The sequence below is a fragment of the Nostoc sp. FACHB-280 genome, assembly GCF_014697615.1.
GTDB lineage: Bacteria > Cyanobacteriota > Cyanobacteriia > Cyanobacteriales > Nostocaceae > Nostoc_B.
The window spans coordinates 306681-333659 of the sequence record NZ_JACJSD010000001.1; the positions used below are offsets into that span (position 1 = coordinate 306681).

At 38.8% G+C, this 26979-nt stretch carries 30 protein-coding genes; 17 read left to right on the forward strand and 13 right to left on the reverse strand.

Translation table 11 applies throughout. The features are described 5' to 3' along the window. The first annotated feature begins 78 nt into the window (after positions 1–78). A complete protein-coding gene (locus H6G75_RS33865; protein WP_190978187.1) occupies positions 79–279 on the forward strand; it encodes a DUF2887 domain-containing protein in 201 nt (66 codons plus the stop codon). 122 nt (positions 280–401) lie between these two features. Next, positions 402–599, forward strand: a complete 198-nt coding sequence (locus H6G75_RS01240; protein WP_190978188.1) for a hypothetical protein — start codon at positions 402–404, stop codon at positions 597–599. A 29-nt stretch (positions 600–628) separates the two neighbouring features. Here H6G75_RS01240 and H6G75_RS01245 read toward each other — a convergent pair whose 3' ends face one another. Beyond that, on the reverse strand, positions 629–931 hold the full coding sequence (locus H6G75_RS01245) for a type II toxin-antitoxin system RelE/ParE family toxin (RefSeq protein WP_190978189.1): 303 nt from the start codon (positions 929–931) through the stop codon (positions 629–631). Next, positions 928–1197 carry a type II toxin-antitoxin system ParD family antitoxin gene (locus H6G75_RS01250; RefSeq protein WP_190978190.1) on the reverse strand — a complete coding sequence of 90 codons (270 nt, stop codon included), beginning with the start codon at positions 1195–1197 and terminating at the stop codon, positions 928–930. The genes H6G75_RS01245 and H6G75_RS01250 overlap by 4 nt, the downstream gene beginning before the upstream one ends. A gap of 344 nt (positions 1198–1541) precedes the next feature. Between H6G75_RS01250 and H6G75_RS01255 the strand changes: the two genes are divergently transcribed. Further along, on the forward strand, positions 1542–3815 hold the full coding sequence (locus H6G75_RS01255; RefSeq protein WP_190978191.1) for a transglycosylase domain-containing protein: 2274 nt from the start codon (positions 1542–1544) through the stop codon (positions 3813–3815). A 98-nt stretch (positions 3816–3913) separates the two neighbouring features. Here the strand turns inward: H6G75_RS01255 and uvrB are convergent, their stop codons facing one another. After that, positions 3914–5911 (reverse strand): excinuclease ABC subunit UvrB, encoded by a 1998-nt coding sequence (uvrB, locus tag H6G75_RS01260; RefSeq protein WP_190978192.1) that lies wholly within the window; start codon positions 5909–5911, stop codon positions 3914–3916. A gap of 249 nt (positions 5912–6160) precedes the next feature. Here uvrB and H6G75_RS01265 point away from each other — a divergent pair, with 249 nt between their 5' ends. The 6 genes from H6G75_RS01265 to H6G75_RS01290 all read left to right on the forward strand — a co-directional run bounded on the left by H6G75_RS01265 (position 6161) and on the right by H6G75_RS01290 (position 10959). Further along, a complete protein-coding gene (locus tag H6G75_RS01265) occupies positions 6161–6622 on the forward strand; it encodes a hypothetical protein (RefSeq protein ID WP_062288109.1) in 462 nt (153 codons plus the stop codon). Positions 6623–6957: 335 nt separating this feature from the next. Continuing rightward, positions 6958–7140, forward strand: a complete 183-nt coding sequence (locus tag H6G75_RS01270; protein WP_096580205.1) for a CsbD family protein — start codon at positions 6958–6960, stop codon at positions 7138–7140. Positions 7141–7322: 182 nt separating this feature from the next. Then, complete coding sequence (locus H6G75_RS01275) at positions 7323–7763, forward strand: hypothetical protein (RefSeq protein WP_190978193.1); 441 nt, start codon at positions 7323–7325, stop codon at positions 7761–7763. 101 nt (positions 7764–7864) lie between these two features. After that, positions 7865–8386 (forward strand): hypothetical protein, encoded by a 522-nt coding sequence (locus H6G75_RS01280; RefSeq protein WP_190978194.1) that lies wholly within the window; start codon positions 7865–7867, stop codon positions 8384–8386. A 503-nt stretch (positions 8387–8889) separates the two neighbouring features. After that, positions 8890–9282 (forward strand): hypothetical protein, encoded by a 393-nt coding sequence (locus H6G75_RS01285; protein WP_190978195.1) that lies wholly within the window; start codon positions 8890–8892, stop codon positions 9280–9282. Between the two features lie 762 nt (positions 9283–10044). Then, on the forward strand, positions 10045–10959 hold the full coding sequence (locus H6G75_RS01290; RefSeq protein WP_190978300.1) for a hypothetical protein: 915 nt from the start codon (positions 10045–10047) through the stop codon (positions 10957–10959). 70 nt (positions 10960–11029) lie between these two features. On the opposite strand, the gene H6G75_RS32770 is transcribed toward H6G75_RS01290, so the two are convergent. Continuing rightward, positions 11030–11206: a hypothetical protein gene (locus H6G75_RS32770; protein WP_206757365.1), complete on the reverse strand. Its 177-nt coding sequence runs from the start codon at positions 11204–11206 to the stop codon at positions 11030–11032. Positions 11207–11611: 405 nt separating this feature from the next. Between H6G75_RS32770 and H6G75_RS33395 the strand changes: the two genes are divergently transcribed. Together H6G75_RS33395 and H6G75_RS01295 are read left to right on the forward strand one after the other, a co-directional pair. After that, positions 11612–11743, forward strand: coding sequence for a hypothetical protein (locus tag H6G75_RS33395; RefSeq protein ID WP_277884060.1), 132 nt, complete (start codon positions 11612–11614; stop codon positions 11741–11743). Positions 11744–12009: 266 nt separating this feature from the next. Next, positions 12010–12951, forward strand: a complete 942-nt coding sequence (locus H6G75_RS01295; RefSeq protein WP_190978196.1) for a glycosyltransferase family 8 protein — start codon at positions 12010–12012, stop codon at positions 12949–12951. 98 nt (positions 12952–13049) lie between these two features. On the opposite strand, the gene H6G75_RS01300 is transcribed toward H6G75_RS01295, so the two are convergent. The 3 genes from H6G75_RS01300 to H6G75_RS01310 all read right to left on the reverse strand — a co-directional run bounded on the left by H6G75_RS01300 (position 13050) and on the right by H6G75_RS01310 (position 17423). Beyond that, positions 13050–15296: an O-linked N-acetylglucosamine transferase, SPINDLY family protein gene (locus H6G75_RS01300; RefSeq protein ID WP_190978197.1), complete on the reverse strand. Its 2247-nt coding sequence runs from the start codon at positions 15294–15296 to the stop codon at positions 13050–13052. A gap of 125 nt (positions 15297–15421) precedes the next feature. Next, entirely contained in the window at positions 15422–15976 is a 555-nt protein-coding gene (locus H6G75_RS01305; RefSeq protein WP_190978198.1) for a type IV pilin-like G/H family protein, read from the reverse strand. Positions 15977–16097: 121 nt separating this feature from the next. Continuing rightward, positions 16098–17423, reverse strand: coding sequence for a class I SAM-dependent methyltransferase (locus H6G75_RS01310; protein WP_190978199.1), 1326 nt, complete (start codon positions 17421–17423; stop codon positions 16098–16100). A 173-nt stretch (positions 17424–17596) separates the two neighbouring features. Between H6G75_RS01310 and trxB the strand changes: the two genes are divergently transcribed. The 4 genes from trxB to H6G75_RS01330 all read left to right on the forward strand — a co-directional run bounded on the left by trxB (position 17597) and on the right by H6G75_RS01330 (position 21248). Beyond that, complete coding sequence (trxB, locus tag H6G75_RS01315; protein ID WP_190978200.1) at positions 17597–18967, forward strand: thioredoxin-disulfide reductase; 1371 nt, start codon at positions 17597–17599, stop codon at positions 18965–18967. A gap of 149 nt (positions 18968–19116) precedes the next feature. Continuing rightward, positions 19117–20013, forward strand: a complete 897-nt coding sequence (locus tag H6G75_RS01320; RefSeq protein ID WP_190978201.1) for an ABC transporter permease — start codon at positions 19117–19119, stop codon at positions 20011–20013. An 85-nt stretch (positions 20014–20098) separates the two neighbouring features. Beyond that, on the forward strand, positions 20099–20299 hold the full coding sequence (locus tag H6G75_RS01325; RefSeq protein WP_190978202.1) for a hypothetical protein: 201 nt from the start codon (positions 20099–20101) through the stop codon (positions 20297–20299). 40 nt (positions 20300–20339) lie between these two features. Then, positions 20340–21248 (forward strand): ROK family protein, encoded by a 909-nt coding sequence (locus H6G75_RS01330; protein ID WP_190978301.1) that lies wholly within the window; start codon positions 20340–20342, stop codon positions 21246–21248. 114 nt (positions 21249–21362) lie between these two features. On the opposite strand, the gene H6G75_RS01335 is transcribed toward H6G75_RS01330, so the two are convergent. The 3 genes from H6G75_RS01335 to H6G75_RS01345 form a co-directional block, all read right to left on the reverse strand. Next, on the reverse strand, positions 21363–21815 hold the full coding sequence (locus tag H6G75_RS01335) for a DUF29 domain-containing protein (RefSeq protein WP_190978203.1): 453 nt from the start codon (positions 21813–21815) through the stop codon (positions 21363–21365). Between the two features lie 85 nt (positions 21816–21900). Next, on the reverse strand, positions 21901–22110 hold the full coding sequence (locus H6G75_RS01340) for a DUF6887 family protein (RefSeq protein ID WP_190978204.1): 210 nt from the start codon (positions 22108–22110) through the stop codon (positions 21901–21903). After that, the gene (locus tag H6G75_RS01345) at positions 22097–22288 is read right to left on the reverse strand and encodes a DUF6888 family protein (protein ID WP_190978205.1); all 192 of its coding nucleotides are present in this window, start codon (positions 22286–22288) and stop codon (positions 22097–22099) included. Before H6G75_RS01345 ends, H6G75_RS01340 begins: the two co-directional genes overlap by 14 nt. A 122-nt stretch (positions 22289–22410) precedes the next feature. Between H6G75_RS01345 and H6G75_RS01350 the strand changes: the two genes are divergently transcribed. Continuing rightward, positions 22411–22995 (forward strand): T4SS efffector SepA family protein, encoded by a 585-nt coding sequence (locus H6G75_RS01350; RefSeq protein WP_190978206.1) that lies wholly within the window; start codon positions 22411–22413, stop codon positions 22993–22995. 183 nt (positions 22996–23178) lie between these two features. Here the strand turns inward: H6G75_RS01350 and H6G75_RS01355 are convergent, their stop codons facing one another. Both H6G75_RS01355 and H6G75_RS01360 read right to left on the reverse strand, forming a co-directional pair. Then, on the reverse strand, positions 23179–24906 hold the full coding sequence (locus H6G75_RS01355) for a succinate dehydrogenase/fumarate reductase flavoprotein subunit (protein WP_190978207.1): 1728 nt from the start codon (positions 24904–24906) through the stop codon (positions 23179–23181). Between the two features lie 163 nt (positions 24907–25069). Further along, the gene (locus tag H6G75_RS01360) at positions 25070–25387 is read right to left on the reverse strand and encodes a hypothetical protein (RefSeq protein WP_062288069.1); all 318 of its coding nucleotides are present in this window, start codon (positions 25385–25387) and stop codon (positions 25070–25072) included. Positions 25388–25723: 336 nt separating this feature from the next. Here H6G75_RS01360 and H6G75_RS01365 point away from each other — a divergent pair, with 336 nt between their 5' ends. Continuing rightward, positions 25724–26374, forward strand: a complete 651-nt coding sequence (locus H6G75_RS01365; protein WP_190978208.1) for a hypothetical protein — start codon at positions 25724–25726, stop codon at positions 26372–26374. Between the two features lie 70 nt (positions 26375–26444). Here the strand turns inward: H6G75_RS01365 and H6G75_RS01370 are convergent, their stop codons facing one another. After that, positions 26445–26798 (reverse strand): hypothetical protein, encoded by a 354-nt coding sequence (locus H6G75_RS01370; protein ID WP_190978209.1) that lies wholly within the window; start codon positions 26796–26798, stop codon positions 26445–26447. Positions 26799–26979 lie beyond the last annotated feature (181 nt).

The window sequence follows — 26979 nt, forward strand, 5'->3', positions numbered from 1 at the left end:
ATCAATGTAAACCAAATAACTTATTTCAGACAAAATCTAGATGGCTAAATATTTTCCTGATAAGTATTAAAATTTTTTATGCGACGAGATGCGATATTTTATAAACTATTTCAACAATTCCCACCTTTGTTATTTGAGCTACTGAAGCATTCTCCAAATAATGCTCAAAACTACCTTTTTGATTCACTGAAGAAGAAATGTAGGTTAGTTGGAGCGATCGCAAAACCCAACAAAAGCCTATATGTGTTAAGTTTCATTCTTCAACCCAACCTATACTAGTCATAATTTTTATAGTGAAACCCAACACAAACCTCAGTATACTTAGCATTGTGAATGCGATCGCCGACATTGTGAATGATACAACCTACATGGTGAATGCTGCTTAATATTTATTTAAAACCATGACTACAAATCCAGAGCGTCGCGTTGTACAAGCAATATTAAAGAATGTCCAAGCTAAAGACAACATTACAGTCGGAGATATTACTCAAATTTATAATCTCGTTATTAACTTAAATCATCTTCCCAAACCAAGTGGATTTCCCCAAAACATTCCTAGTAGCAACACAGAGAAATTTATCGGACGCGCGCAGGAATGAATGTATATTTAATTTTGCATTACCACTTATTACTCCTCATCAAACAGTGCTTTTAAATCACGATAACCACTAACTACCCGTAAAATTTCAATTCCGCTTGCAATTGGACGATAAAAAATCAGATAATCATCCACAGGAAAGCTACGTAATAACGGTAAAAGTTCATCACGCTTGCGTCCCATGTTGGGAAAGTTTGCTAGATTACTGCACTGTTTGTTAATTTTTTTCAGCAACCGCTCCGCAGCATCAAAACTACTGTTGTCAGCAACATAATCAATAATGCTTTCAATATCCCGACTTGCAGGAGCAGTAAATTTACAAATATTGCTCATTTATTACTCTGCTGGCGACGCTGTTGTAGTTTCTGTTCTAGTTGATGAAAAATCGTTGCTGCGTCAATAACTTCCCCTCGTTCTGAAGCTTCGACTCCAAGCATGATTTCTCGTTGCAATTCCTCAAATCTACCTTGATAAATACGTTCTCTTTCTTCTAACAGTTGAATACCCGCAATAATCACTTCTTCTGTTGAAGCATACTTACCGCTTGCAACTTGATTTTGAATAAATTGTTGTATTTCTGGAGTCAAGGAAATATTCATATATATGGTGTACTATACTATGCTTAATTTTAAACGGGGAGTGGCGCGGAGGTAAGCGCAAAGTTACGCGGACTTTGAGTTTTCAGTTAATTTAATTGGGCGATCGCACTAGCATTCTCTTCACTTGACTCAGCCAACTTGATTTTTGATGCGATCGCTAAGTGTAGTGTAACTTCAATACATTGCGTTGGATTGTTAAGCTGATTGACAAATATGGCTCAAGGCGCAATGATGCGGAATTGTCCCAACTTCTGCTGTGGCTTATGAGTAAAATGGTGAAAGACCTGTCAGACAATCGCCATTCGCCGATTCTTCACTCTCAAATAATCGTGATCTAATAGCCGATGAATTCTCCCCAACCTCCCCAAAAGCCACAAACTATACTTGGTCAACTGACTCAAGCCGTACATACAATTCAAGCTAGGGTCGATTTTTCCAAGCTGGCGCTGAAGCCAAATGCTAGAGTACCGGAACTTTGGGTACAGGATGCAGGGGCGGATAAGGCAGAGGTCTACCCATTGTTGGGCGATCGCTATATTCTAGGACGCAGTTCTAAATCTTGCGATATCGTTGTTCGTAACCCAGTTGTCAGCCAAATTCATCTGTCTTTGTCGCGGGACTCTACCCAACGCAAACCTGTGTTCGTGATTCGAGATGAAAGCTCAACCAATGGTATTTATCTGGGGAAACGGCGGCTGACTTCTCTAGAACTGCGGCATGGCGATATCATCACTCTAGGGCCGCCAGAACTAGCAGCATCAGTCAGATTGCAATATGTAGATCCACCAGCATGGTATGTCAAAGCTGGAACTTGGGCAGGGTATGGAGTGGGCGGTGCTAGTGCGCTGTTAGCCTTGGTCATTGGTGTGGAATGGATGAAGTTTACCGTTCGACCTTTACCTACAGCTACTCGCGCCCCAGTCATAGTTTATGCTCGTGATGGCTCAACACCTCTACGTGAACCGCGAACCACTTCTCACGTAGATATGAAGACCTTGCCAGACTTCGGCCCTTACTTAGCCAATGCAGTCGTCGCTTCAGAAGATAGCCGTTATTACTGGCACGTTGGTGTAGACCCCTTGGGGATTTTACGGGCAGTATTAATTAATAGTCGCAGTGGCGATTTACAGCAAGGGGCGAGTACAGTTACCCAACAGGTCGCTCGTAGTTTATTCCGTGATTATGTAGGCTCCCAAGACTCCCTGGGACGAAAATTGCGTGAAGCTATTGTGGCACTAAAGCTAGAAACTTTTTATAGCAAAGATTACATTTTGCTGACTTATTTAAATCGTGTGTTTTTGGGGGGAGATACTTCAGGTTTTGAAGATGCTGCTAAGTATTACTTTGAGAAGTCGGCCAAAGAACTCACCTTAGCCGAAGCCGCAACATTAGTTGGGATTTTACCCGCGCCCAATGCGTTTGATTTTTGTGGTGATGGCCCCAATAAACTAGAAGCTGCTGATTACCGCAATCGTGTAATTAAGCGGATGTTGGAAATGGGCAAAATCTCCCAAGAAGATGCAAATCGGGCGAGACGTTCTACAGTCCAAGTCAGCCCCAAAGTTTGCGAACAGCAAGCCAAAACTATTGCACCTTATTTTTATAGTTATGTCTTTCAAGAACTAGACTCAATTTTGGGTGAAGGTGCAGCTAGGGAAGGAAACTACATCATTGAAACCCAACTTGACCCAGCAATTCAAGCCCAAGCCGAAGCCTCACTGCGAAATTCTGTGAATAATGAAGGTTCAAACTTGCGTTTTTCCCAAGGGGCGATCGTTACTTTAGATTCCAAAACAGGTAGTATTTTGGCAATGGTCGGCGGTACTGATTACCGCAAAAGTCAATTCAATCGTGCTGTCCAAGCCAAAAGACAACCAGGTTCTACCTTTAAAATTTTTGCCTACACCGCAGCCATCCAACAAGGCATTTCACCATATAAAACTTATTCTTGCGCCCCTTTGCCTTGGCAGGGCTTTACTTATAAACCTTGTCGCGCTGGTGCTGATGTCAGTTTAGATATTGCCACGGGTTTGGCACTGTCAGAAAACCCCGTTGCTTTGCGAGTTGCCAAGGAAGTTGGTTTAAATAAAGTTGTGGCTATGGCGCAGAAATTGGGGGTAAAGTCACAACTTGATCCGGTTCCTGGTTTGGTACTCGGTCAAAGTGTGGTCAATGTTTTAGAAATGACCGGGGCTTTTGGTGCAATTGGGAATCAAGGTGTTTGGAATCCCCCCCACGCCATTAGCCGCATTCTCGACAGTGGTGATTGTAAGGATCGAAAAGATTTAAAAACCTGTCGTGTCATCTATTCCTTTGACCAACAAAACCGTGAGGCTAATAAACGAGTTCTTTCCACAGAGGTAGCTGATGAAATGACTACCTTGATGCGGGGAGTGGTAAGTAGAGGTACTGGTCGTAGTGCAGCTATTGGTTTGGGAGAAGCTGGTAAAACAGGGACAACTAATAACAACGTTGACCTTTGGTTTATTGGGTTTATTCCTAGCCGCCGATTGGTAACAGGTATCTGGCTAGGAAATGATAATAATTCCCCCACTTACGGTAGCAGCGCCCAAGCTGCTCAACTCTGGGGGAGGTATATGGGGAGAATTGCTAGGTAGTTAGGTTGTCATTTGTCATTTGTCATTCGTAAGAATGTTAAATGACAAATGACCTATTTTTATTGATTTACCTAGTCTTTAACTCAGCACTTTGTCACCTAATGACCTAGTAATTTATCTCGCAGATGTTTGATGCGATCGCGCAGTTTTGCTGCTTCTTCAAATTCTAGTTTTTTGGCGGCATCTTTCATCTGGGCTTCTAACTTAATAATTAAGTCGGGAATATCCTCTAACGGTATTTCATTGATATGTTCATCTACAACTTTTAATTCTGTAGCATTTAACCGACGCGATACTTCTAAAAACGACAAAATTGCATTACTCGATTTTTTGACAACCGGTTGCGGTGTAATTCCATGTATGCGGTTATATGCAGTTTGAATGTTCCGCCGTCTTTCTGTTTCTTCAATGGCTTTAATCATGCTGTCTGTTAAATTATCAGCATATAAAATTGCCTGTCCGCGAATGTGACGCGCCGCCCTACCAATGGTTTGAATTAAAGAACGTTCAGCACGTAAAAAACCTTCTTTATCAGCATCTAAAATTGCCACTAAGGAAACTTCTGGTAAGTCCAAACCTTCCCGCAGCAAGTTTACCCCAACTAATACATCGAAATTTCCCTCGCGTAAATCTTGAATAATTTCAATCCGTTCAATGGAATTAATTTCAGAATGCAAATACCGTACCTTAATGCTATGGTCTTGCAAATATTCTGTTAAATCTTCCGCCATCCGCTTAGTTAATGTTGTAATTAACGTTCTTTCGTGACGGTCAACTCTGTCTTTAATTTCTCCTAGTAAATCATCAATTTGTCCTTCGGTGGGACGCACAGAAATTTCTGGGTCAATAACACCTGTGGGACGAATTACTTGTTCAACAATATGATTATCAGAAATTTCTAATTCCCAATTTCCCGGTGTTGCTGAAACGAAAATACATTGGTTTACTTTTTGCCAAAATTCATCTGCTTTCAAAGGACGATTATCGGCAGCACTGGGCAGACGAAATCCATGTTCAATTAACACTTTTTTCCTGGCTTGGTCGCCGTTATACATCCCCCGAATTTGTGGCACAGTCACATGAGATTCATCAATAACTAACAGCCAATCTTTCGGGAAATAATCAATTAAACATTCTGGTGGTTCACCTGCTTGTCGGCCTGCAAGGTGACGGGAATAGTTTTCTACGCCGTTACAATAACCCACTTCGCGCAACATTTCTAAATCGTAACGAGTGCGCTGATCTATCCGTTGGGCTTCTAATAATTTGCCTGTTGTTTCTAATTCTAGTTTTTGCTGTTTTAATTCAAAGGCAATATCTTCGCAAGCAATTTCTAAGCGTTCTTCTGGGGTAACAAAGTGTCGCGCTGGGTAGATGTTAACAGCTTCTAAACTCGAAATAATTTCGCCTGTTACCGGGTCAATATAGCGAATTGCATCAATTTCATCACCAAAAAATTCCACCCGAATAATTCTATCTTCGTAGGCTGGTCCGATTTCTAACACATCACCCCGGACGCGGAAACGTCCCCGACCCATTTCTAAATCATTGCGGCTATATTGTACTGAGGCTAAATCGCGCAAAACTTCCCGTTGATTAACTTCCATCCCAATTTTTAAGGGTATGGCTGCTTTTAAGTATTCGGCGGGAATCCCTAAACCGTAGATACAGCTAATAGATGCAACGACGATCACATCTCGACGTTCAAACAGCGATCGCGTCGCTGAGTGACGCAACATATCAATTTCATCATTAATCGCAGCCGTTTTTTCAATGTAAGTGTCTGTGACTGGGATATAAGCTTCTGGCTGATAGTAATCGTAATAGCTGACAAAATACTCAACTGCATTTTTGGGAAAGAACTCACGTAACTCATTACACAGTTGTGCAGCTAAAGTCTTGTTATGTGCCAAAACTAAGGTTGGTTTACCGATTTTCTCAATTACTGCTGCTACTGTAAAGGTTTTGCCGGTGCCTGTAGCTCCCAGTAAAGTTTGGTAACGATTACCCGATTGGATACTGGAAACAAGTTGTGCGATCGCTTGTGGTTGATCACCTGTCGGTGAAAAGGGAGCTTGAAGACAAAATTCTGTCATACAGTTCTGCTAGTAATACCCTATCTCATGGTAACGATACCACTCTGTACCTGTGACCCCACAGAACCCAAATGAATTAACGGCAATATTATTTTACAAAAATTGATACTTTAAATTTACTTATGTGTAAGTTTTGAAGATAATTATATATATGCAAGGTTTTTTAAGGGTAAACTTTGATATATGGGAAAAAGTCTAATTTTTCCTCAAATATTGTAAAGTTCAATTAAGAAACCAGAGGTAGAGTTTATGAGCATCAGCAGCACGGGCAAAGCAGCTAGTCCTCGCCAAAGACGTGCCAAGCTCAAGGGGGAAACAACGGTGGAAGTTGAAAATAATCAAGGTCAAACTGTGAATAACGATCAAACCACTCAAGATACAGAAAAATCCGATAAGCCTGGAACCCTAGCCATTGCTGGAGTTCGTCCAATTGCTGGTAGCGATTTACAAGTAGCAGAAACAGTCTCAATTGCAGGTATACGTCCCATTTCTGCTAGTAATTTAGAAGTAGTAGAAACCATCAACGTGATGGGTATTCGCCCCATTGCTGCTAACACTATTAAAGTTGTTGATAGCATTAACCTCTCTGGTTTGCGTCCCATTGCTTCTAGTGCCTTAGTAATTTCTAGCAGCTATTCTGTGATGGGGAACCGTCCAGTAGCTTCTAATACTATTGACGATTCTGAAATTCTTATGGGTTTTATCGACTAGACTAAAAAAGCATTTTTAATTATCTGAGTAACCCGAACTCTTCAAGAGAGCGGGTTTTTTAATTATTTATTCGGATAAAAATTTTGAGTTATTTAATCATTTATATAACCTAATTACAATGTTTATCGCTTTCAGATCCCCGCTTTTTTAACAAGTCGGGGATCTCATTATATCTGGCTAATTTTAGTATCTCTCTTTTTATAGAGACCAATAATATATCCTGTGGCGGAAGGCTAGACCCAAACTATAAAGCTAATTTGTAAAGGTAATCACCAAGAAATTCAAAGTTAATTCACAACTTTGAATCGGAATTTATATAAGATTAGGAGAGTAAAATGAGCTTAGAAGATCGCGCAAAAGCTACTGCTAAAAATATTGAAGGTAAAGCTCAAGAAGCACTAGGTAATGTAACTGGCGACCCTGAAGATAAAACTGAAGGCAAAGCAAAGCAAGCTGAAAGCGAAGTACGTCAAGGTATGGAAGATGTCAAAGATTCTGTGAAAAGAAAGCTCGACTAGAACTAATTTTAGTTAGCAATTAATCGAAGGATGGTAAGGGTAAAAAGGTGTAGAGTTATATCCAAATCTATACACCTCATACCCTTTCATACCTCTATCCAAATCTCCATACACAATTTTAGTGTGTAAGTCCTATACAAGTAATTTGGCTTATTTAAAAGGTTTATTTTAGGAGTGAAATAATGATATCGCTGGAGCAGATTCGGAAAACTGCGATCGCAGGTATTTTAATTGTAATTTTAACTGTAACTACCGCTTGTGGTGGTGCTACAGTCAGCCAAGCTGACCGCACAACCAATCCGCCTGTAATTGGCAGAGATGTCACTTACAGCGAACTAGAAAGAGGTAATACTCCTGGTGGTCAAACTTTTGGTAATTGGGTAGTACAAACCTCTAGAGGCTTAGTCAAAGACGCTTATGTAAGAGATAACAACAAATTAGGTGTTGTAATTTCTCGTGAAGTTCGTCCTAATGAAGTTCGACCTTTAGCTAAATCTTTAGTTCAAGGCTTTCGGAAAAATTTCCCCAATCAAGATTTAACTGTCTTAGTTTACAGCCCTGACAAAAAGTTAATTTTGACGACTCAATACGATGTTCAGACTAATCAAGTCAAGTATAGCTAATTAGGGTTGGAACTATACTGGCGTGATTGAATTTAAACTTAAAAATTCCAGAATTTTGCAGAGAGAATTTGGAATTTGATTTTGAATAAGGAGATAAAAAAGTGTCAACCAGCGAAGAATACAGACGACAAATCATGCAAGATTTAGCTCAAGGTGATGTGGAATCATTAGATGATCCATCCACTAATGCAGCTACTCAATACGATAATTTTGACGATTTCGCTCAACGTACAACTACAGATCAACGTCGTCAATTATTTGGTCGTTCTCTTCATCCAGAGAGCATTCCTAGCAGCCAAATGGAGCCAGAATTACAAAAGGCGATCGCTCAAATTAAACCAAATGAAAGAGATGACGTTGCTCGCGCCTTTTTCAAACATTTGAAAGATAGAGGTTTGGATGAGCGCCACTTAGAACAACAGCTAAGTCTTTCTACTCACAACCCCAACCGGATGAGTGCTGATGATGTCAGCAGACTTGCTTCTTTTGCTTATCATAACCATCCAGATATTTTCCGCGAAGTTCTAGCAGAACAACCAGGCATTCTTAAATTCCTGAGTAACCCTGTTGTTGCAGCAATTATAGGTATTGCAGCCGCTAAATGGTTAGGTAGCCATAAATAAGTTTTTCTGGAGAGTAAGACAGAAAGGTGGGTAAAACCACCTTTTTTTATGGCTGAACAGCAATTTAGTTTAAATAAATTAATAAAATATTGACAATCTCAATCTAAACAAAAAAGTTTTCACTTTTTTACATAAATTTATTTATGGCACACCACACAATTAGCTTATTTCTTTTGATATATATCCATTAACAATAATCAAAACTCTCGGCAGAGACATGAGGATTTTTCTTTCGCTAAATATATAATTAGAGTCTTAAAAAATATACCTAGTATCACAAGTTGTCCCATAAAATATATATATATGTATAATTCGTCTTGAATGATATGTCCATCCTCAATGATTTACAAACATTCTCTACCTGCTCTCCCTTGTCTGTTTTGTTCCTATATTAAATAGGAATGCTATATAGGTAATTATGGTGCATATAGACAATAAATTTAGAAGGTTGAGAATTGAAATTTTAAAAATCTCACAATAGTACAAATATATATAGTCAGATTATGCTTAGCAAAACTGAAGTAAAAAAAACCATAGAAATCAATAATTCTTATTTAAGCCATACTGATCGTCCAACAGAGAAAACACAACCTCAAGATTTAAATATTCCGGCTACTGCATTATATTTAAGTCCTGTCGGTCTTCTGTGTAGCTGGGTGGTTTTTTTCTTGATATTACGAAAAATTAAGATATTACTAGATAATAAAATGGTATTTAGCGTCAATCCCTTGCATCAAGTTCCTTGCAAGAACTGTAGATTTTATGCTAATAATCATTATCTTAAATGTGCAGTACAACCTTCTATTGTGCTGACTGATGAAGCGAAAAATTGCACAGAGTTTTCTGACAAAAAAGATAAATTACCAGAAAAATCATTTTTTCCGAGAAGAGACTAATACAGAAAGCCTGAAGTCTTAAGTCTGAAAGACATTAATTTATTTCTATAGTTCAGTGTCAAAGCAATTATTATTTTTTGCGTGATTGCTGCCTTGCATCGTATCCAGTTTGATTTCCGAATCTGCTTGTATATATAGGGAGTAGGGAATAGAAAGGAGCCGCTGCGTTGTTTTGGTTTCCAAAGTTGTCGCAATTAGTGTTGGGGAGTAGGAAAGCAGCCTTATCTAAAGGTACTGATTTTTTTTCAGAAATTAAATATGAGTCCGGTATAAGATAATTATAGAAATTCAGTATGAACCCTTGCATTGATCTGGTTAAGTAAAGGAATAATCAATTAGTGTTGGTTAAGCAGATGGAGAAAAAACACTACTGATTACGGAGAAAATAGTACAAGTAGTACTGAAACTAAAGAATAATCAAATCAGTACCGGAGACTCAGGTAGAAAAATTACTATAAAAGTAGAGATTGCTAAGTATTGATCCTGATACTATTTAGACCAACAGAACTTTATACTACAGAAGTGATGTTTATAACTTCATAATTAATCACTTACTCAGAATAGGGGTACACTGACTGATATTATTAGATTCTTCTTGCCAAAAGCAGAAGAATGCCAATTTTAAAGATTTTATTTGGCAACTCGTCTTTTTACTCATAAAATCTAAAGACAAGCTCAAGTTCCCTAGAACAGTAGCCGAAGTATCCCCGTCTGGTAATAAATCAGGGTTAAAAAGCTATCACGAAAACTCAAATGCTAGAAATGGTAGATCGGATAAATGATATTGCTTGGCAAGCTCACCAGGGTAGCGTTGCTGCAATCATTCAATTGTTAAACGAAAAGTTAGCCGACTCTGGTGTCAGAACCAGAGCTATTTTTGCTGATGGAGTCTTACAACTTCTCTGTGAGGCATCGACAATAGAACAACTGGAACAATCAACCCTAGTAGGACAAATCCAGAAAATTCTAGAATCGATCGCACCACGTAATATTCACCGAGTCAATATTAATAGCCGCATTGTTAGGGAAGAACAACTACTTTGGCTCAAAGAAATTTCTCTTGATCCCCAAAATCAATTACTGTGGTCACAGGAAATTACTTTAGCGCAACCACACATAGTTAAGCAGCTAATTCAAGACTTCACCCAAGCTACAACTCACCTAACACAGTCAAATCTGCTCAAAACTCAATCTGCACGTAATTCTGTACTCATCAACAGAAACAAATATCGATATTTACCCAAAACCAGAATCCCAACAGTTGTCAGTATAGGCTTTCTGTTGTTATTGGGTTGGCTTGTATACGCTCAGTTAGGTGATAGGCTAAAAATTCTAGTTCAATTAGAAACCCCCAAGCCGGTTACTACCACCAAACCTAAAGAAAACAAACCAGTAGCACCAGTTAATAACGCTCAAAACAATCTTGGCGATCCTGAAGAAGTTAATGATCCTTTTGGTTCAGCAGTGCGGATTGCCAACCAAGCTACCATTAATGGCAAAACAGCTACAACTTCAATTCAGTGGTTAGATTTAGCTGCTAAATGGCAACGTGCATCTGATTTAATGGCCGCAGTACCAGCAAATCACACTCGCTATCGAGAAGCGCAGATTCGTACTGAACTATATAGGAAGTATAGTGAAGCTGCTCAAAAGGAAGCTCAGAAAAGCCCTTCCTAAATTACAAGTCTTCGTGAATAACCATAAATCGCATTTTTTCTATACAAATGTAACAAATACTAAAAAATTATTAACCTTTGCTGGAAGTGGAAGCAATATAACTGGTTATGAAATGACACAAGTTTGTCATCAAAATGCCATTTTCATAAGTCAAACTGAGTTTATTCAGATAAAACAAGGTGTAAGTGTGACGCGGCGGTATTTCCGCCTTTTTTATTGTAGGTGCGGTGTATGTTGGCGATCGCATTTTTGCCAAGGCATCAAAAAGTCCTAATATTTACCTGAGCAATTATTGATAATTAAACATTAAATTGTAATTTGTGTTACAGTTGATTTTTATTAGGATAAATAAACACAATTAGATACAAATATTTAGTGTTATACAATACTAAATTTACAAAACACCAGTTTTAAATGACAAAATAACATATTTTAGAGAGTAAGCATTACAGTAATTAATATCAACAATCTGTTATTTAGAAAACATAAATAAATTTGAAATAAATCATAATGAAATATCAATTTCATGCTTTATATATTTTTTGAAAACTTTACTGATTCTTGAGAAAAATTTTGTAATTATCTTCTAGGATGGTAAGGGTACCCCAACGTGTTACTATCAAGCCACACAATAAAAATCTAACTTGTATTCATGATTAGTATCGCAGCAGAATTTCAAAACTGGCTGCAACTAAGCCGTTACATTAATCGCGGTAGTGTTTATTTATTCGCTCCAATGCTGGATTTTAATGTGATGGCTGAAGTTGGAGACACTCCACCCTAATTGATTGTGAAATTACTTGTTTAAAAACTTTATTCCTATTGAGGAATAGCATAAACGGCATATAAATCTAAAGACTCACATTTGCCATTTGCCATCATTAATGGCTGATAATTTTGTCTGAGTAAGTTGCATCAGTAACAATGCAACTCACTAAATCATGCCTCAACAATAGTTTTTTATGTACCATTAAACCTTTATATTTTTGGTACAGCATTTACTTGTTTAATCATCAAACTCTCACGCTACAATAATTGGTAGTCAAATTTATGCTGGTTAATTTCAATCCTCAACCAATTTTTCTCGTTTGTGCTGCTGATAATAACTATGCAATGCCTTTAGCTGTAACAGTCAGTTCAGCTTTAGCCAATCTGAAAAGTAACCGTAAAATCTCTCTATTAATTATTGATGGCGGCATTAGTCAATCTAACAAACGTAAAATAATTCAATCATTTAATCCCGAACAAATAAATATTTCTTGGGTACAACCAGACAATAAAATATTTGAAAATCTAGTATTATCTAGACACCTGACAATTAGCTGCTATTATCGCTTACTCATTACTGAATTTTTACCTAAAGAAGTTAATAAGGCAATTTATCTAGATAGTGATATGGTTGTCACAGGAGATTTAGAAGAACTATGGAATATTGATATTGCAGATAACTATGTATTAGCGGTACAAGATGACGTACAACTATATATATCCATGTCCCAAGGATTAAGAAATTATCAAGACTTAGGCTTATCACCAGATACTAAATATTTCAACTCTGGGCTTTTAGTAATTAATCTAGATAAATGGCGCACCGAAAATCTGGGATTGAAAGTCATCAATTATCTCAGAGAGAATATAGAATATTCACCAGATGATCAAGATGGTTTAAACGCGGTTATAGCTGGTAAATGGGGAGAACTTCATCCCAAATGGAACCAAATGCCAAAAGTGTATAATGATATATCATCAAAAGATAGCCCATATTCAGAAAATGTACTTCAAGAAATAGTGAATAATCCTGGCATTATTCATTTTACTAATGCTCCTAAACCTTGGTATGCAGGATTACGTACAGAATGCCAACATCCAAAAAAACATCTGTTTTTTGAGTATCTTGATATGACATCTTGGAAAGGATGGCGAGATACTTATTGGAGAAGGCTAGGGCGAAAAGTTGCTAAACTCACCTTACTCAATACTTCTAAATTGTAGTCAGTGTAAAATTTAAGATGTTGTAGAGACGTTACATGTAACGTCTCTAGAGTCTCTACAGTATTCCACGAGTATGCAAACGGCGGTATATTTCAGGTCTATCGATGAGTATCACCAGAGATTATATACTTCTGCCACATTTGCTCGTAAGCTGCTTCCATTTCACAGGCAAATTGTTTACCATTCCACAAAGGAGCAGTCTGGCGAGATGCTTTCAGCTTTTTGGCTACTTGCTGGCGTAAATTTTCATCTTTACCCAAGCGCACACCCCACTCGACATATTCTGCATCTGTCCAGGCGATACCTTCAGTAATGCCAGCATTAACCATCATAGTGTAACTGTTACGTGCGGCAAATTGCTCACCAACTCTTGTCACTAAAGGAATACCCATCCACAAAGTTTCTAAAGTTGTTGTCGCACCATTATAAGGATATGTATCTAAAACTACATCTGCGATTTCTAAATTAGCTCGATGGGACGCTTCTGATGGTGCGCCCGGTAAAAACAACAACCTTTCAAGCTCAACACCTTCTTCTTCAGCTAATTGATAAAAGAAGGTTTTAATTGATTCCTCGTCAGCATCACCTTTAATTAAAAAGTAGCTGTTAGGTACTTCTTTAATAATTTTCATTTGCAGGCGTGCAGTATCAGGATGACGTTTAAAACCCCGTTGTCCGCTAAAATAAACTACTGCATCAGTAGGAATCTTTAAATCATCCCGGCGCAGAGTAGGTACACCTACCTCAAAACCATCAACAGCTATGTATGTTTGTGGTAAACGCCAGATTTTTTCTCTGTAATATTCATCGGCTGATTCTGGCAAAACATAAGGATCAGCAATAAAATAATCAATTGCAGGAATTCCGGAAGCATCCCATCCTAACCAAGTTACTTGAATTGGTGCAGGCTTGATCGCCATAATTCCACAGGTTAAATCTAAGGTAATACTATCTAAATCAACTAAGATATCAATTTCGTCTTGAAAAATTTGTTCTGTTAATGCTTCAGGTATAGCAGATTTGTAAGAGTAATTAAAGTTATTTAGATACCATTCATGTAGAGGATCAAATGCAGGATCACAACTGAGAAAGTAGCCATTAATTTGAAAGCGATCGCGGTCATGGTGTTTAATTAACCATCTAGCCAACCAACCTACAGAGTGGCTGCGAAAACAATGAGATAAATAACCAATTTTTAGATTTTTTGTAGTTGATAATATCTTTTGAGTATGTCTTGTTTTATGCTTTGTAATTGTTTCTTGAGCATAAATTTCAATATTATTCTGACATATTTCTGACAGACCATTGCGAAGAGTTCTATATGCTTGTGGTTTATCTTGAAAATATGGTGTAAAGTAATCAGTATTAAATAACCTTGATACTTGTAATGAACTTAAATTAATAGGACTTAATTGCTTTACTTCTTCTAACAGCAGTTCATGTTTTTGCCAAGCTTCATAAGCAGCTTGCCAGTTCGTACCACCAGAACTCACTAAACCTCTAAGAACTAAATTGTTAGCAAATATTTTTTCTGGTAATTCAGTAGCTAATGAATATGAGCTTTTTGCTGTTTCTATACCTTGAGAATATTTACCAGCAGTAAAATAAAGACCTGTAATATAGAATAAAATTTCTCTATGATTTGCATCTAAAGTTAAACAAATTTCTAAAAATGAAGCTGCTATTCCTGGTTGCTTTTGTACATAACCAATATTAACTGCCGCAAGAATTAAAATATTAATAAAAGTATTAGCTTGTGATTTTTCACTAATATAAGAAATACAAGTTTTAGTAAATTCTAATGATGATGGATGTAAAGGAGCATAAGTTACAATATTTTCTAAAACAGCAATTAATAATTTCCACTCTACCGTAACTGGTGGTTCAGCCTGAAGTAGTTTGAGAATTCCAAAGTCTGCTAGTTCTTCACCTGTATATTTCTCTAGCTTTATTTGTAATTGAATTAAATGTAATAAATTATTAATGTCTGCCGGACAAATTTCTTTTATATGTTGCCGAATCAGCGCAGCATTAGCATTATCTTCTATACTTTCTTGCCTAACTGCTTCTTGGTTTAAAATTTCTCTTAATTCATCTGTTACTTGAGCAATATCATATTCTTCTACCTCCATCATTGCCATCAGCCAAGTTGTCTGAGCTTCAGCTTCCTGCTTTTGAAGTAACAATACTAAACCCAAATACCAATAATAAGATTTAATCTGGGGTTCAACATCTATTAGTTGTTCATAAATCTGAGTTGCCTGATAATAATTTCCTTGAACTAGATATTTATATGCTCTTTCATTTAGTTCTGCTAAACTTTGTGTTTCTATTATTGCAGACATTGAAATCCTCCTGATTTACTACTAACCAATAAAACAAAGTGAGTAGTTCAATATTTCACTACTCACTTAATGCAAAATTCAAATACTATTAGCTCGAAATAGCACAATAACAAGCATTTATGACATTAACCACCCAGAGATTTATAGGTGCCAGGACAGCCACTAACAGCACTTGCAGTGGGAACACTACCTGTACCAGGTATTGGAGCTTCACAGGCAAAAGCCACTGTTAATGCTTCACTGGTTTGAGCATTACCAACTATTGTGCCAACAATCCCCACATAAGCTTTTAAAGCTGGTTTACGGGCTTGAGCTTTGTGAGAAATTACACCAGCAACGGTAGCACTGCTACCACTAATAATGCTGCTGTAATCATAGTTATCAGTTTGGGTTTTAATCCCAACACCTAATTGGCTTAAGTCAGTTGAGAAGGACTGGAATTCCAAGAAGTAAGCTTGTTGAGCGCGGTTAATTGCACCAATGCTATTTCTCGCTTCTGACTGCTTGGCTTTGTTAACTTGACCAAGCAAAGAAGGTAAGGCAATAGCAGCCAAAACACCAATAATAATTACTACTACGAGCAATTCAATCAAGGTAAAACCTTCATCTGCTCTATTCTTACGATTATTTAGGTGTTGCAAAAATTTAGCTTGAAGTTCAGGTTTGATTGCAGGCTTCATTGAGAGTTTCTCCTCTGGGGGGTGAGATGTATTATTCTTGACTTCTAGGCTTAAGTTACCCACTTGTTTCACGTTTCATATCACCTACAGCAAAAAATTCTGAAAATGTGCCGTATGTACTTTATGCACAACGTTCTAAAAGCACGTAGAGAAAGACTTCTAGTTTACTCAACAGACTTTGAACTTGAACACAGCCTTGCTCATAACTCATCGGTTCTAAAGTGACAGCATCTATTGGCTTAATCAGTAACCAGCGTTGTACCAAGGAGTCAAATGCTTGCCCTCCCTCCCAGAGAGGTAACAAGCAAGCTACTAAGTTGGGATCTAAATCTATAGGCCCCTTTAAAGGAAGATTTATATAGTTGGCAACTGACCATGAATTGCCTTGAGTGATGCAGTTAATCAAATCTTGTTTGATTTTTTCTGTTCTTAATTGGGGGTGCAGATGTACTTTTGTACTTTGCCAGTCTGCTAATGTCCACTCAGAAATTGGCTCAAACAACTTTCCTTGATTGGGATGACCACACCAAAAATCTAGCAACCGATGAGCAGGATGTAATAGTTCAAATATATGTAACTGCTCCTCTATTGAAAGTTCGGGGAGGCTCATGGCTAGAAAAGCTGGCAAATCATCTCGATTTTTAAATAAATCCATCAGTTCCCAGTGTCGCCATTGCACCATACTGATAAATTCCAGGTCAGTAGCTTGCAGCATGGCAAACATTTGCTTAACTGTGTAACCTTTATCCCCTTGGAGCAAATGATTCACTAAAGCCAGATTCGGTGCTTGGTCAAAGGCGCTATCCCAAGCTTTTTGTTTGAGAACTACGTCATCCCTTAGAGCTTGCATCGTTTCTCGAACTAATTCAACCTCCAGTTCTTGAGGCGTACTATCTAGTAGTCCCATTAGTTGAAAAAGTTCTTGAGCTTGGTAATAATAAAATCTTTGGCGGTAACTATGTAAATTAGTATGAATAATCCCATGAGGTTGCAAAACAGATTTCATTGCTTGCAAACCTAAAACTGGATCTGGCAGTAAATAAAGAGTTTCATCACAGTTAATATAGTCAAATTGCATCCCTAACTGGGGTAAATCTTCAATAGAAAGTGTATAAAATTCTGCATGATCAAAGCCATGATATAGCAGTCTTTGGCGTGCTAATTTTACGGATTCTGCTGATAAATCAACACCGATAATCTTGGCATTAGGATTGGCTTCTGCTAGGGCTAGTGATGTATAACCAGAACCACAACCCGCATCTAAAATAACTTTATCTTTAGTATTGATAATTTCTTGGTTTCTTAAATAGAAAGATGTGACAAAATTATAAACGTAAAGTAAATTCAGTTTATTTTTAGGCGTTTCCTCTACAGAATTATTAGGGTATGGAGTTGCTTCAAACTGCTGGCGAATTTTCTCTTTTAAGTCTGATGTTGGGTTATTCATAGGTAAATTGCTCCTGTGATTGCATTCTCCACAGTCTGCCCCAATACCTGTATCTGGCAGAAGCATGACTAAAAAGAATTGGCTTAAGTTTGAGTATTCCCATTTATCTACCTTCCCTCTCACTCTATGGTTATGTTATATTAAGCGTAGTCGTTATGAGTTCGTATAGATATATGTCTAACCCAACAGTAGAAAACGTAGTGATTATTGGTTCTGGGCCAGCAGGTTACACTGCTGCTATCTATGCAGCACGAGCTAATCTGAAACCCGTTTTGTTTGAAGGTTTCCAAGCTGGAGGATTGCCGGGTGGGCAGCTGATGACAACTACAGAGGTAGAAAATTTCCCTGGCTTCCCACAAGGGATTACAGGGCCGGAACTGATGGATCGGATGAAGGCACAGGCAGAACGTTGGGGGGCTGAGTTATATACTGAGGATGTCATATCTGTGGATTTAAGCCAGCGTCCGTTTACTGTGCGCTCTGAAGAAAGAGAAGTTAAAGCCCATAGTTTAATTATTGCCACTGGTGCAACGGCGAAACGTTTGGGTTTAGCCAGTGAACATCAGTTTTGGAGTCGGGGAATTTCTGCTTGTGCAATTTGTGATGGTGCAACACCAATTTTCCACGGCGCAGAGTTAGCGGTAATTGGTGCTGGGGACTCAGCCGCAGAAGAATCAATTTACCTAACTAAATATGGTTCCAAAGTTAACTTGTTGGTACGGTCTGATAAGATGCGGGCTTCTAAAGCTATGCAAGACCGAGTTTTGAGTAACCCGAAAATCCAAGTGCATTGGAACACAGAAGTTGTGGATGTGTTCGGTAATGGTCACATGGATGGTGTGAAAGTTCGCAATAATAAAACGGGTGCAGAAAGCCAAATTCATGCCAAGGGTTTATTTTATGCGATCGGTCACACTCCCAATACATCTTTATTTAAGGAACAACTAGAACTAGATGAGGTGGGTTACATCGTCACCAAAGACGGTTCTGTAGAAACCAGTGTTGAAGGCGTTTACGCTGCTGGTGATGTGCAAGACCATGAATATCGCCAAGCAATTACAGCTGCGGGTACTGGTTGTATGGCGGCGTTGTTGGCAGAACGTTGGTTATCTTCTAATGGTTTGATTCAAGAGTTCCATCAAGAACCCACTCTTAACAATGAGTTAGAAACTCAGCCAGTACAAAAGAAAACGGAAGCTGAGGAAGCAGCTGGGTTTAATTTACAGGCGACACGTCATGAAGGTGGTTATGCTTTACGGAAATTATTCCACGAAAGCGATCGCCTGCTCATTGTCAAATACGTCGCTCCTGGTTGCGGCCCATGTCATACCCTCAAACCCATACTCAATAAAGTAGTGGATGAATTCGACGGCAAAATTCACTTTGTGGAAATTGACATCGATAAAGACCGCGAGATTGCTGAAAACGCTGGAGTCACAGGTACACCAACAGTACAGTTCTTCAAAGACAAAGAACTGTTGAAAGAAATCAAAGGCGTGAAACAAAAGAGCGAGTACCGCCAGTTGATTGAAAGCAACATTTAGGGAGTAAGAAGTCAAAAGGCAAAAGGCAAAAATTAAAAAGAATTTACTCTTTTACATTTTTACTTTTGACTTTTGACTTTATTAATGCCCACTCCCCACTCCCCTATGTACAATGGTCAGCGTATCTTGCTGAATGCAGGCGATCGCTCATGACCATAACTAAACGTCAGCTGCCAACTTTTTTACGTTTTGCCAAAAATCCGAATCTGTCCCAAAAATTAATGATTATTGGGTTAGCCATCACCCTGTTTTTTATCTTTTTGGCATTTTTCGCCCCTGTAATGCAGGCTTGGGGATGGCTACAAAACCCTAAAGATTTTCTTGCTAACCCCATTCAAGAAGCACCATCCGCTAAATATTGGTTTGGTACTAGTCGCTTGGGTCATGATGTATTTTCGCGCACTTTGTTTGGCGCTCAAGCTGCATTACAAGTAGTGATTTTAGCCACCGCATTGAGTATGGTGATTGGTGTACCTCTGGGGATGGTGAGTGGCTATCTTGGCGGTAGGTTAGACAAGGTGTTGCTGTTTCTGATGGATAGTATCTACACCTTACCGGGATTATTACTTTCTGTAACGCTTGCCTTTGTTGTGGGGCGAGGCATATTCAATGCTGCGATCGCTATTAGTATTGCTTACATCCCCCAATATTACCGTGTAGTTCGCAACCATACAGTAAGTGTGAAAACAGAAGTCTTCATCGAAGCAGCACAAGCAATGGGCGCTTCTACCTGGATTGTGCTGTCGCGTTATTTATTTTTCAACGTCATTCAAAGCGTACCTGTACTATTTACCCTCAACGCCGCCGATGCAATTTTAGTATTGGGCGGTTTAGGCTTTTTAGGGCTGGGATTACCAGAAGAAGTACCAGAATGGGGACATGATTTAAAACAAGCCTTGGAAGCATTACCTACAGGGGTTTGGTGGACGACGCTGTTTCCTGGTTTAGCAATGACATTGATGGTAGTAGGGTTATCCCTACTCGGTGAGGGGTTAAATGAATTTGTCAATCCTCGTTTGCGGGGAGAAAATGGGATTCGGAAATAGTCAACTGAAGTATAAAGTCTGAATATTGATTTTTTAGTTACATTTGACTCTTGACTAAATTTGTAATGTTTACTGAGAGATTTGTGTGAAAGATAACCTTACTTTAATTGCTGCTGCCGCGGGTGGATTTATGCTTTCTGTTGCTCTAGCTGGAATTTTGAGCGGGACACCAGTTGCATCTTCTCAGGGAAAATCAAGTGTTAATTATTACCCTAATACTAGTTTGCAAGTTGCTTCTGTACGTTCTGATGAATCAACCGATTACATCACAGACAAGCACAAGTGATACATTTCTGTATCACAACTGAAATGTGGGATATGCAATTGTGATTAAACCAGAAGTAATTGGCATTGATGTCGGGGGAACAGCAATTAAACTAGGGCGGTTCAGCCAAGATGGTACTTGCTGGCAATCATTAACGGTGGAAACACCCCAACCAGCAACTCCAGAAGCAGTTTTGAGTGTGATGGTAGATGCGATCGCGCAAGTTGACCCAGATAATCAAACTATTGCTATTGGTGTCGGTACTCCTGGCCCGGCGGATGCGACAGGACGCATTGCTCAAATCGCCATTAACTTACCCCAATGGCATAATGTCCCTTTAGCTGACTGGTTAGAAGCTAAAACAGGCAAACCCACTGTCATTGCTAACGATGCCAATTGTGCAGGAGTTGCAGAAGCTTGGTTAGGAGCCGGTCGTAACTGGCAAAATTTCATTATGTTGACCTTGGGAACCGGGGTTGGTGGCGCAATTATTCTAGATGGCAAATTGTTTGTCGGACATCGTGGCGCAGGTGGCGAACTCGGTTTAATCACCTTCAACCCTAACGGCCCAATCTGCAACAGTGGCAATCAAGGCTCCTTAGAACAGTATGCTTCAATTATTGCCATTCGTCGCCGTACAGGGAAAGAACCAGCGGAATTAGGCGCTCTGGCTGAGGCGGGAGATAGTGATGCTTTGGCTTTTTGGCAAGAATACGGCAGAGATTTGGGAACAGGTTTAGCCAGTTTAATTTATGTTTTAACACCAGAGGCGATCGTCATTGGTGGCGGTGTTAGTGCTAGTTTTAAATTTTTCTTCCCAGCCGCCAAAGCAGAAATTGAACGGCGAGTTATGGCAACTTCGCGCTTTGGTTTACAACTTTTGCCTGCGGAATTAGGTAACTCGGCGGGAATGGTAGGTGCGGCAAAGTTAGCCTGGGAGCATTGTGTGAAAATTGAGAGTTTTGCATAATTGCTGGATAATTTACCTCATGCAGAGTTACAGAGGTGCAGATAGGATCAGGAGTGCAACTTTTAGGATTGTCGAGATATATAATGATTATCCTGAATTTTGCTGTATGTCTGTTTACTCTGGTAAATACTCATCATTGATCACATCTAGTATTTTGTAGGGGCAGATACTAGGAAAAGATTCTATAGGCAAACCAGTTTCAGCTTTTGCCTGCTTAATAGCTTGTGAATAACACTCTGCAAAGATGCTGTCAATATAAGAGTTAAGACTAGGCGATTCATGTAAAGCTTCATTTATACGTCTACGATGCTCAATAATGCTTGCTTCCCAGCTACCACTTTTGTGTTTAGGCTGAAATTGCCATTTTAGTAAATGCACCAGAATCACAATCAGATTACTTTTGAGGCTGCGACGCTCACTCCTTCCTATGTCCGCGATTTCTTCAATGAGGTTTTCCCAGTCCACATTTGCATAGTCATGATTTTGCAATTTTTCTACAGTTGTTTCTATCCATTGCAAGTAGTCGGTATTATATAGTGTTTGTGAGTAGGGTTTTAAGAAAGACATGGCTGTTTATTAGGGAATATTTAGACAAACTCTTGCATAATTTTTAGTTTGTGCAGGTGCGATCGCCCCTCTCAATTAAAATATTTCAAACAGCTTCTTCGCTGCTACCTAATTTTCGCTTGAGTATTTCTTCCATTTCTTGAAAATCCTCTTCAGTCTGAGGAAATGGATATTTGGGACTATTGGGATTTCCACGTTGAATTAAAGCTTCAATCGCTTCATCATCCTCTCGATGAGCCAATATGTAGGCTCTCAGTTCTTGACGGGTCATTTTGCTAAAATCAGGTTTCGTCATCGTTAAAATTCCATTGACCATCAGAAAAAATCAGAATCTCTAAACTCTCAGTCACACCAGCAAGGATAAATACTGTTTTAGTATTCAGGTTATAGCGAAACACATGGATAGGTTGATAACCATTTGACAGCATTTGGCAGACTCTAACGCAGGCAAGAGCCTGTTCTACAGTAGGCATAGACTGTTATTCAATATGATAGCGAGTATCACCATACCGTAAAAATTATTTATATGTAGCTTCTATTTACAAATATGTATGTTACATTTGTAGACGTAGGATAAACACAGAAGAAAGATAAAATGCCAGTTGTAAGAATACCTGATCCTATTTACAAACGTCTTCAAGAGATCGCTGTTCCGTTTGAAGATACCCCTGTAACTGTGATAGAGAAGTTGTTGAATGAACATGATATATTTCAGAAGTCTCAACAAGTCTCTGGAATAGAAAATTTTTGTGAAACTAAGAATTGTTTTGAAACAGAGAATTATATAGTCATAGATCCTGAGAATCCCAGTAATCTTACTCACAGTAAAGTCTTACGAGCTTTAATTGATGACAAGGAAATTAATAAGCCGAATTGGAATAAAATCGCAGCTAAAGTACACGAAATAGCAATTCAACAAGGTATGTCTGTTGAAGCTCTGAAGAGACTGACTCGATCTAATATCAAGCAAGGTGAAATAAATGAAAATGGTTATGACTACTTACCAGAGGCAAATATTTGGATTCAGGGAGTAAATGCAAATACTGCGTGGCGCAATACACTACACTTGCTCAAACATTTGAAATTACCAAGTGAAATATACTTCGAGTGGCCTTCTGATAAAGAGGGAGCAGCCCATCCAGGTGAGAAGGGTAAAATCTTTTGGAGTCCTAAATCCTAAATATGGAAACCTTATTGCATATCTTCGTAGTGAGGTGGTTTGTAACATATATATTATATCTATAGAATAGATTTGTCAGCCATAGTATATTGCTTGATAAAGTGGTTATAACACTATAGGCATTACATAGATGTAGGAAACGGGGAATGAAGATTGTTATACGCTCTTATCCCCGACACTTAACTAATACTTCCTCTCTTGTGGCTGAAACATATTAATCACTACAGGGCGATATTGAATATCAATACCTGCGGGTGAATAGTAAGCCATTGTATGTTGGAGGAATTTCACATCATCTCGCTGGGGGAAGTCTTCGCGGAAGTGTGCGCCGCGACTTTCTTGGCGATTTAAGGCGGATGCTAAAATTGTTTGCCCAACTACCATTAAGCTTCGTAGTTCTAAAGCTTCTACTAGTTCGGTATTCCAGCAACTACCCTTGTCGTCTAAGTAAACTTGAGAGTATTTTTGCTGAATTTCTGTGATTTTTTCCCAACCTTGACTCATTAATTCTTGGGTGCGGAAAACGCCGCAAAATTCAGTCATGGTATCTTGAAAGGCTTGGCGGACTTGGTTAATCCGATACTGTCCTGGTTGTTCTAGTAAAGCTTGAATTTCTTGCTGGGCTTCTTTGATGTAACGTTGTTCTTCAATAGTAGGTAATTTGCGTTTTTGCACATATTGAGCGATCGCAGCCCCAGTGCGTTTGCCATAAACTACACATTCTAATAGCGAGTTACTACCTAACCGATTTGCCCCATGAACGGAAACGCAAGCAGTTTCACCCGCAGCAAAAAAGCCTTCTACTAAACCATCATCACTACTGCGGACTTGACCATTAGTGTTCACAGGTATACCACCCATACAATAATGAATTGTCGGGCGGACAGGCATTGGTTGAGTCACCGCATCAACGCCGACTAAGCGATGGGCTTCTTCCCAACAAAAGGGAACGCGACTCATAATTTTTTCCTTGCCCAAATGGCGCAAGTCGAGATAGACAAAGGGGCCGCCAGCACTACCATCGGGATGAACGCCACGCCCGGCGCGAATTTCATAAGCGATCGCCCGTGAGGTAATATCGCGGGGGGCAAGTTCCATACGGCTGGGTGCGTAGTTCGCCATAAAGCGATCGCCCTCACTATTAATTAAATACGCCCCTTCTCCCCGGACTGCTTCTGAAATTAACACCCCGACCGGATATAAACCTGTGGGATGGAACTGCACAAACTCCATATCTTCCAAGGGTAAACCTGCAAGTGCAGTCATCGCCAAACCATCGCCTGTAGAAGCGTAATCGTTGGATGTGGTGTTATAAACGCGACCATAACCACCAGTGGCAAACATTACCGCTTTTGCCCTAACCACCTCTATATGCCCATCCAAGAGGTGATACATCACCAAACCTTTCGCCTGCCCTTCTTCTAAAATCAGGCGCATTACGTACCACTCTTGATAAATCTGCACACCGTAACGCCGCAGATTATTGACTAATTCATGCAAAATTGCGTGACCAGTTTTATCAGCCGCGTAACAGGTGCGATTGTGAGAATGTCCACCGAAAGCCCGTTGGGCGATGCGTCCATCAGGTAAGCGCGAGAATAAAACACCCATGTGTTCTAAGTCAATCACCACATCAGGCGCTTCTTGAGTGAGAATCGCTACTGCATCTTGGTCGGCTAAGTAATCAGAACCTTTGACCGTATCAAAAGCGTGTGCTTCCCAAGAATCTTCTGTATCAACATTTTTTAACGATGCAGCCATTCCGCCTTGGGCTGCAACCGAATGAGAACGGATAGGGTGAGTTTTAGCGACTACAGCAACATTTAAACTGGGGTCAGTACGGGCAATTTCCACAGCCGCCCGACATCCTGCCAATCCGCCCCCGACAATAATCACATCATGTTCCAGCATAACTAGTCCCCGATCGCAAAAAGCTGCTGTTCTATTGTAGAGATGCGATTCACTGAGCAGTTTCTAATCTTTACAAAAAAATTCCCCGTCTGTTGACAGGGAAATTAATCATTCGTTCAGAATTCAGCACCAACAATTAATAAAATTTACTACTCTCCACTTTTCAGGTGGTAGCTTGTACAGGTTTTTGCTGGGAAATATTACCAGGGATAGGTACAGTTTTGGTTCCTGGTTCTATAGCAACTAGTTCAATATGATTTAACAATGTAGTTACAAAAGCAAATAGCAAGAAAGGCAACGAAAGCAGCACAATTAAACCTACAGTTGCTAAAGCATATACCGGTCGTCTCGCACCCATTAAGGCTAAGGCAGATGCCAGACTAACTGCAATTGTAATCAGCCAAACAATAATTTGACCGTAAATATCGCCAAAAGTGAGTGTACAGACAAATCGATAGTTTTTTATATCACTAATGTTCATGACACTTGCCTCAAGTCTTTCCTATAGGTTCTACGTTAGAGCCATGTTTGGCTATAAAACAATTTCTAAATATTTTTGCAATGTTTGTAATATCACTTTACAATTTGTTTTGTTTGTTACAAAAGTTGTTGATTGAGCAGATTTTGATTTCACAAGTTAATTAACAGTTTTTATCATAACTCCAATGATTTTGAAAATCATAAAACAGATTTATCGTTTTAAATTTTATTTAATTTAATTTTTAGATTTGACAGAATAGATATTTCTGATAGTTCTGTTGCCAATTCACTACAATTTCTATGTTCAGTGACTTTTGATTTTTGGTGTGGCAAACTAATGGGCAAGCTATTAATGACCAACATTCGCTATCACCAAATGCTGATGATATTTAGGATAGTTTCAATTCTCATATTCTGTATCACAATATTAGCAACTAATATTAGCTTTCCTTTCTGGAAAATCTATTCACCGCAAACGGGGATATCCCTGAGTTTTATCTTTTTATTTATTTGTTTACCTATAGCTGTTTTGAATGGATTCGCTTTAACCAGATCATTTATAATGATCGCTAAAAATAAAAGCCAAAAATCTGAATATTTTACATTGATTATCTTAACTTTAGGAATTTTGTGTTTTGTGAGCGGAATTGCTCACAATGCTTATCAAACTATTCCTGCTAACAACTTGAATATTTATCGCCAGCCGAGAGAATATATAGTCAGTTTAATTAAAGTAGGAAAAATACATGGACAAATTCGATGTCTTCAAAATCATTTTGAACTAGAAAAATGTATAGAAGAGATAGAATTGCCAGAGAAATATAAAGGTTTATCAAGAAATGGCAAGGTGATTTTGACAACAAACTTCAAAGAAATATCTATTAAGTTTACCCATAGCACTTATAATTTTGGAGATGGCAGTATATATATAGTTTACTCAAGTTTAAAAGATAATTTATCTGAAGCCAAATGGGAAATAAGTAAATAAGAAAATAGCGATCGCATCGCTAAAGTCTTGGTTGACAACAGATAAATTGACAGCGATCGCCTGTGCAGGTTTAATAAACCAAAGGTCTAGCACCACTCATTTGACGCAACGAATTGATGCAGGCTGGACAGTCACAACCAAACAAAGTAACTGCCATTTCACTTTCTTGGTCACTGAACTCTAACATCGGGACATTATCGTTAGAAAATTCTACTTCAGCCTGTTCAGTTGGGAGTTGTGCTAACACAGAAGCTCTAGCACATACTAAGCCAACCTTATGCTTATTGCGGATACAAGATAAACGGTCTTCAGTATTTTTAACTACTGGTTCTGCTGCTTGTGCTTGATTAACCATCGCTGTCATCGACAGGATAGAACTAATCAGCATCGGAGTGGAAAGTAAACTCAGTATAATTTTATTCATTGGTTCCCTCTAAAATTCCTGGCGGCTTAGAATACTTTGATTAAATCTTACGTTTACCATGAATGTCCATCAGGAGCTTATGTTTCTTAGATCAGCAGGGGATAGGTGAGAGGTTACAGGTTATAGGTTACAGGTTACAAAGTAAGAAAAGGGGAAATTGAAGTTTTAAATGAGAGTCTAT

Excerpts from the sequence above, each read along its gene's own strand:
- H6G75_RS33865 (WP_190978187.1), top strand. The coding sequence starts at position 79 with ATGCGACGAGATGCGATATTTTATAAACTATTTCAACAATTCCCACCT.
- H6G75_RS33395 (WP_277884060.1), top strand. The coding sequence starts at position 11,612 with ATGATTAGTATCGCAGCAGAATTTCAAAACTGGCTGCAACTAAGCCGT.
- H6G75_RS01310 (WP_190978199.1), bottom strand. The coding sequence starts at position 17,423 with ATGAATAACCCAACATCAGACTTAAAAGAGAAAATTCGCCAGCAGTTT.
- H6G75_RS01345 (WP_190978205.1), bottom strand. The coding sequence starts at position 22,288 with ATGCCTACTGTAGAACAGGCTCTTGCCTGCGTTAGAGTCTGCCAAATG.
- trxB (WP_190978200.1), top strand. The coding sequence starts at position 17,597 with ATGTCTAACCCAACAGTAGAAAACGTAGTGATTATTGGTTCTGGGCCA.
- H6G75_RS01290 (WP_190978300.1), top strand. The coding sequence starts at position 10,045 with ATGGTAGATCGGATAAATGATATTGCTTGGCAAGCTCACCAGGGTAGC.
- H6G75_RS01300 (WP_190978197.1), bottom strand. The coding sequence starts at position 15,296 with ATGTCTGCAATAATAGAAACACAAAGTTTAGCAGAACTAAATGAAAGA.
- H6G75_RS01370 (WP_190978209.1), bottom strand. The coding sequence starts at position 26,798 with ATGAATAAAATTATACTGAGTTTACTTTCCACTCCGATGCTGATTAGT.
- H6G75_RS01305 (WP_190978198.1), bottom strand. The coding sequence starts at position 15,976 with ATGAAGCCTGCAATCAAACCTGAACTTCAAGCTAAATTTTTGCAACAC.
- H6G75_RS01360 (WP_062288069.1), bottom strand. The coding sequence starts at position 25,387 with ATGAACATTAGTGATATAAAAAACTATCGATTTGTCTGTACACTCACT.
- H6G75_RS01270 (WP_096580205.1), top strand. The coding sequence starts at position 6,958 with ATGAGCTTAGAAGATCGCGCAAAAGCTACTGCTAAAAATATTGAAGGT.
- H6G75_RS01350 (WP_190978206.1), top strand. The coding sequence starts at position 22,411 with ATGCCAGTTGTAAGAATACCTGATCCTATTTACAAACGTCTTCAAGAG.
- H6G75_RS01340 (WP_190978204.1), bottom strand. The coding sequence starts at position 22,110 with ATGACGAAACCTGATTTTAGCAAAATGACCCGTCAAGAACTGAGAGCC.
- H6G75_RS01245 (WP_190978189.1), bottom strand. The coding sequence starts at position 931 with ATGAGCAATATTTGTAAATTTACTGCTCCTGCAAGTCGGGATATTGAA.
- H6G75_RS01320 (WP_190978201.1), top strand. The coding sequence starts at position 19,117 with ATGACCATAACTAAACGTCAGCTGCCAACTTTTTTACGTTTTGCCAAA.
- uvrB (WP_190978192.1), bottom strand. The coding sequence starts at position 5,911 with ATGACAGAATTTTGTCTTCAAGCTCCCTTTTCACCGACAGGTGATCAA.
- H6G75_RS01335 (WP_190978203.1), bottom strand. The coding sequence starts at position 21,815 with ATGTCTTTCTTAAAACCCTACTCACAAACACTATATAATACCGACTAC.
- H6G75_RS01240 (WP_190978188.1), top strand. The coding sequence starts at position 402 with ATGACTACAAATCCAGAGCGTCGCGTTGTACAAGCAATATTAAAGAAT.
- H6G75_RS01275 (WP_190978193.1), top strand. The coding sequence starts at position 7,323 with ATGATATCGCTGGAGCAGATTCGGAAAACTGCGATCGCAGGTATTTTA.
- H6G75_RS01285 (WP_190978195.1), top strand. The coding sequence starts at position 8,890 with ATGCTTAGCAAAACTGAAGTAAAAAAAACCATAGAAATCAATAATTCT.
- H6G75_RS01265 (WP_062288109.1), top strand. The coding sequence starts at position 6,161 with ATGAGCATCAGCAGCACGGGCAAAGCAGCTAGTCCTCGCCAAAGACGT.
- H6G75_RS01250 (WP_190978190.1), bottom strand. The coding sequence starts at position 1,197 with ATGAATATTTCCTTGACTCCAGAAATACAACAATTTATTCAAAATCAA.
- H6G75_RS01355 (WP_190978207.1), bottom strand. The coding sequence starts at position 24,906 with ATGCTGGAACATGATGTGATTATTGTCGGGGGCGGATTGGCAGGATGT.
- H6G75_RS32770 (WP_206757365.1), bottom strand. The coding sequence starts at position 11,206 with ATGCGATCGCCAACATACACCGCACCTACAATAAAAAAGGCGGAAATA.
- H6G75_RS01365 (WP_190978208.1), top strand. The coding sequence starts at position 25,724 with ATGGGCAAGCTATTAATGACCAACATTCGCTATCACCAAATGCTGATG.
- H6G75_RS01255 (WP_190978191.1), top strand. The coding sequence starts at position 1,542 with ATGAATTCTCCCCAACCTCCCCAAAAGCCACAAACTATACTTGGTCAA.
- H6G75_RS01295 (WP_190978196.1), top strand. The coding sequence starts at position 12,010 with ATGCTGGTTAATTTCAATCCTCAACCAATTTTTCTCGTTTGTGCTGCT.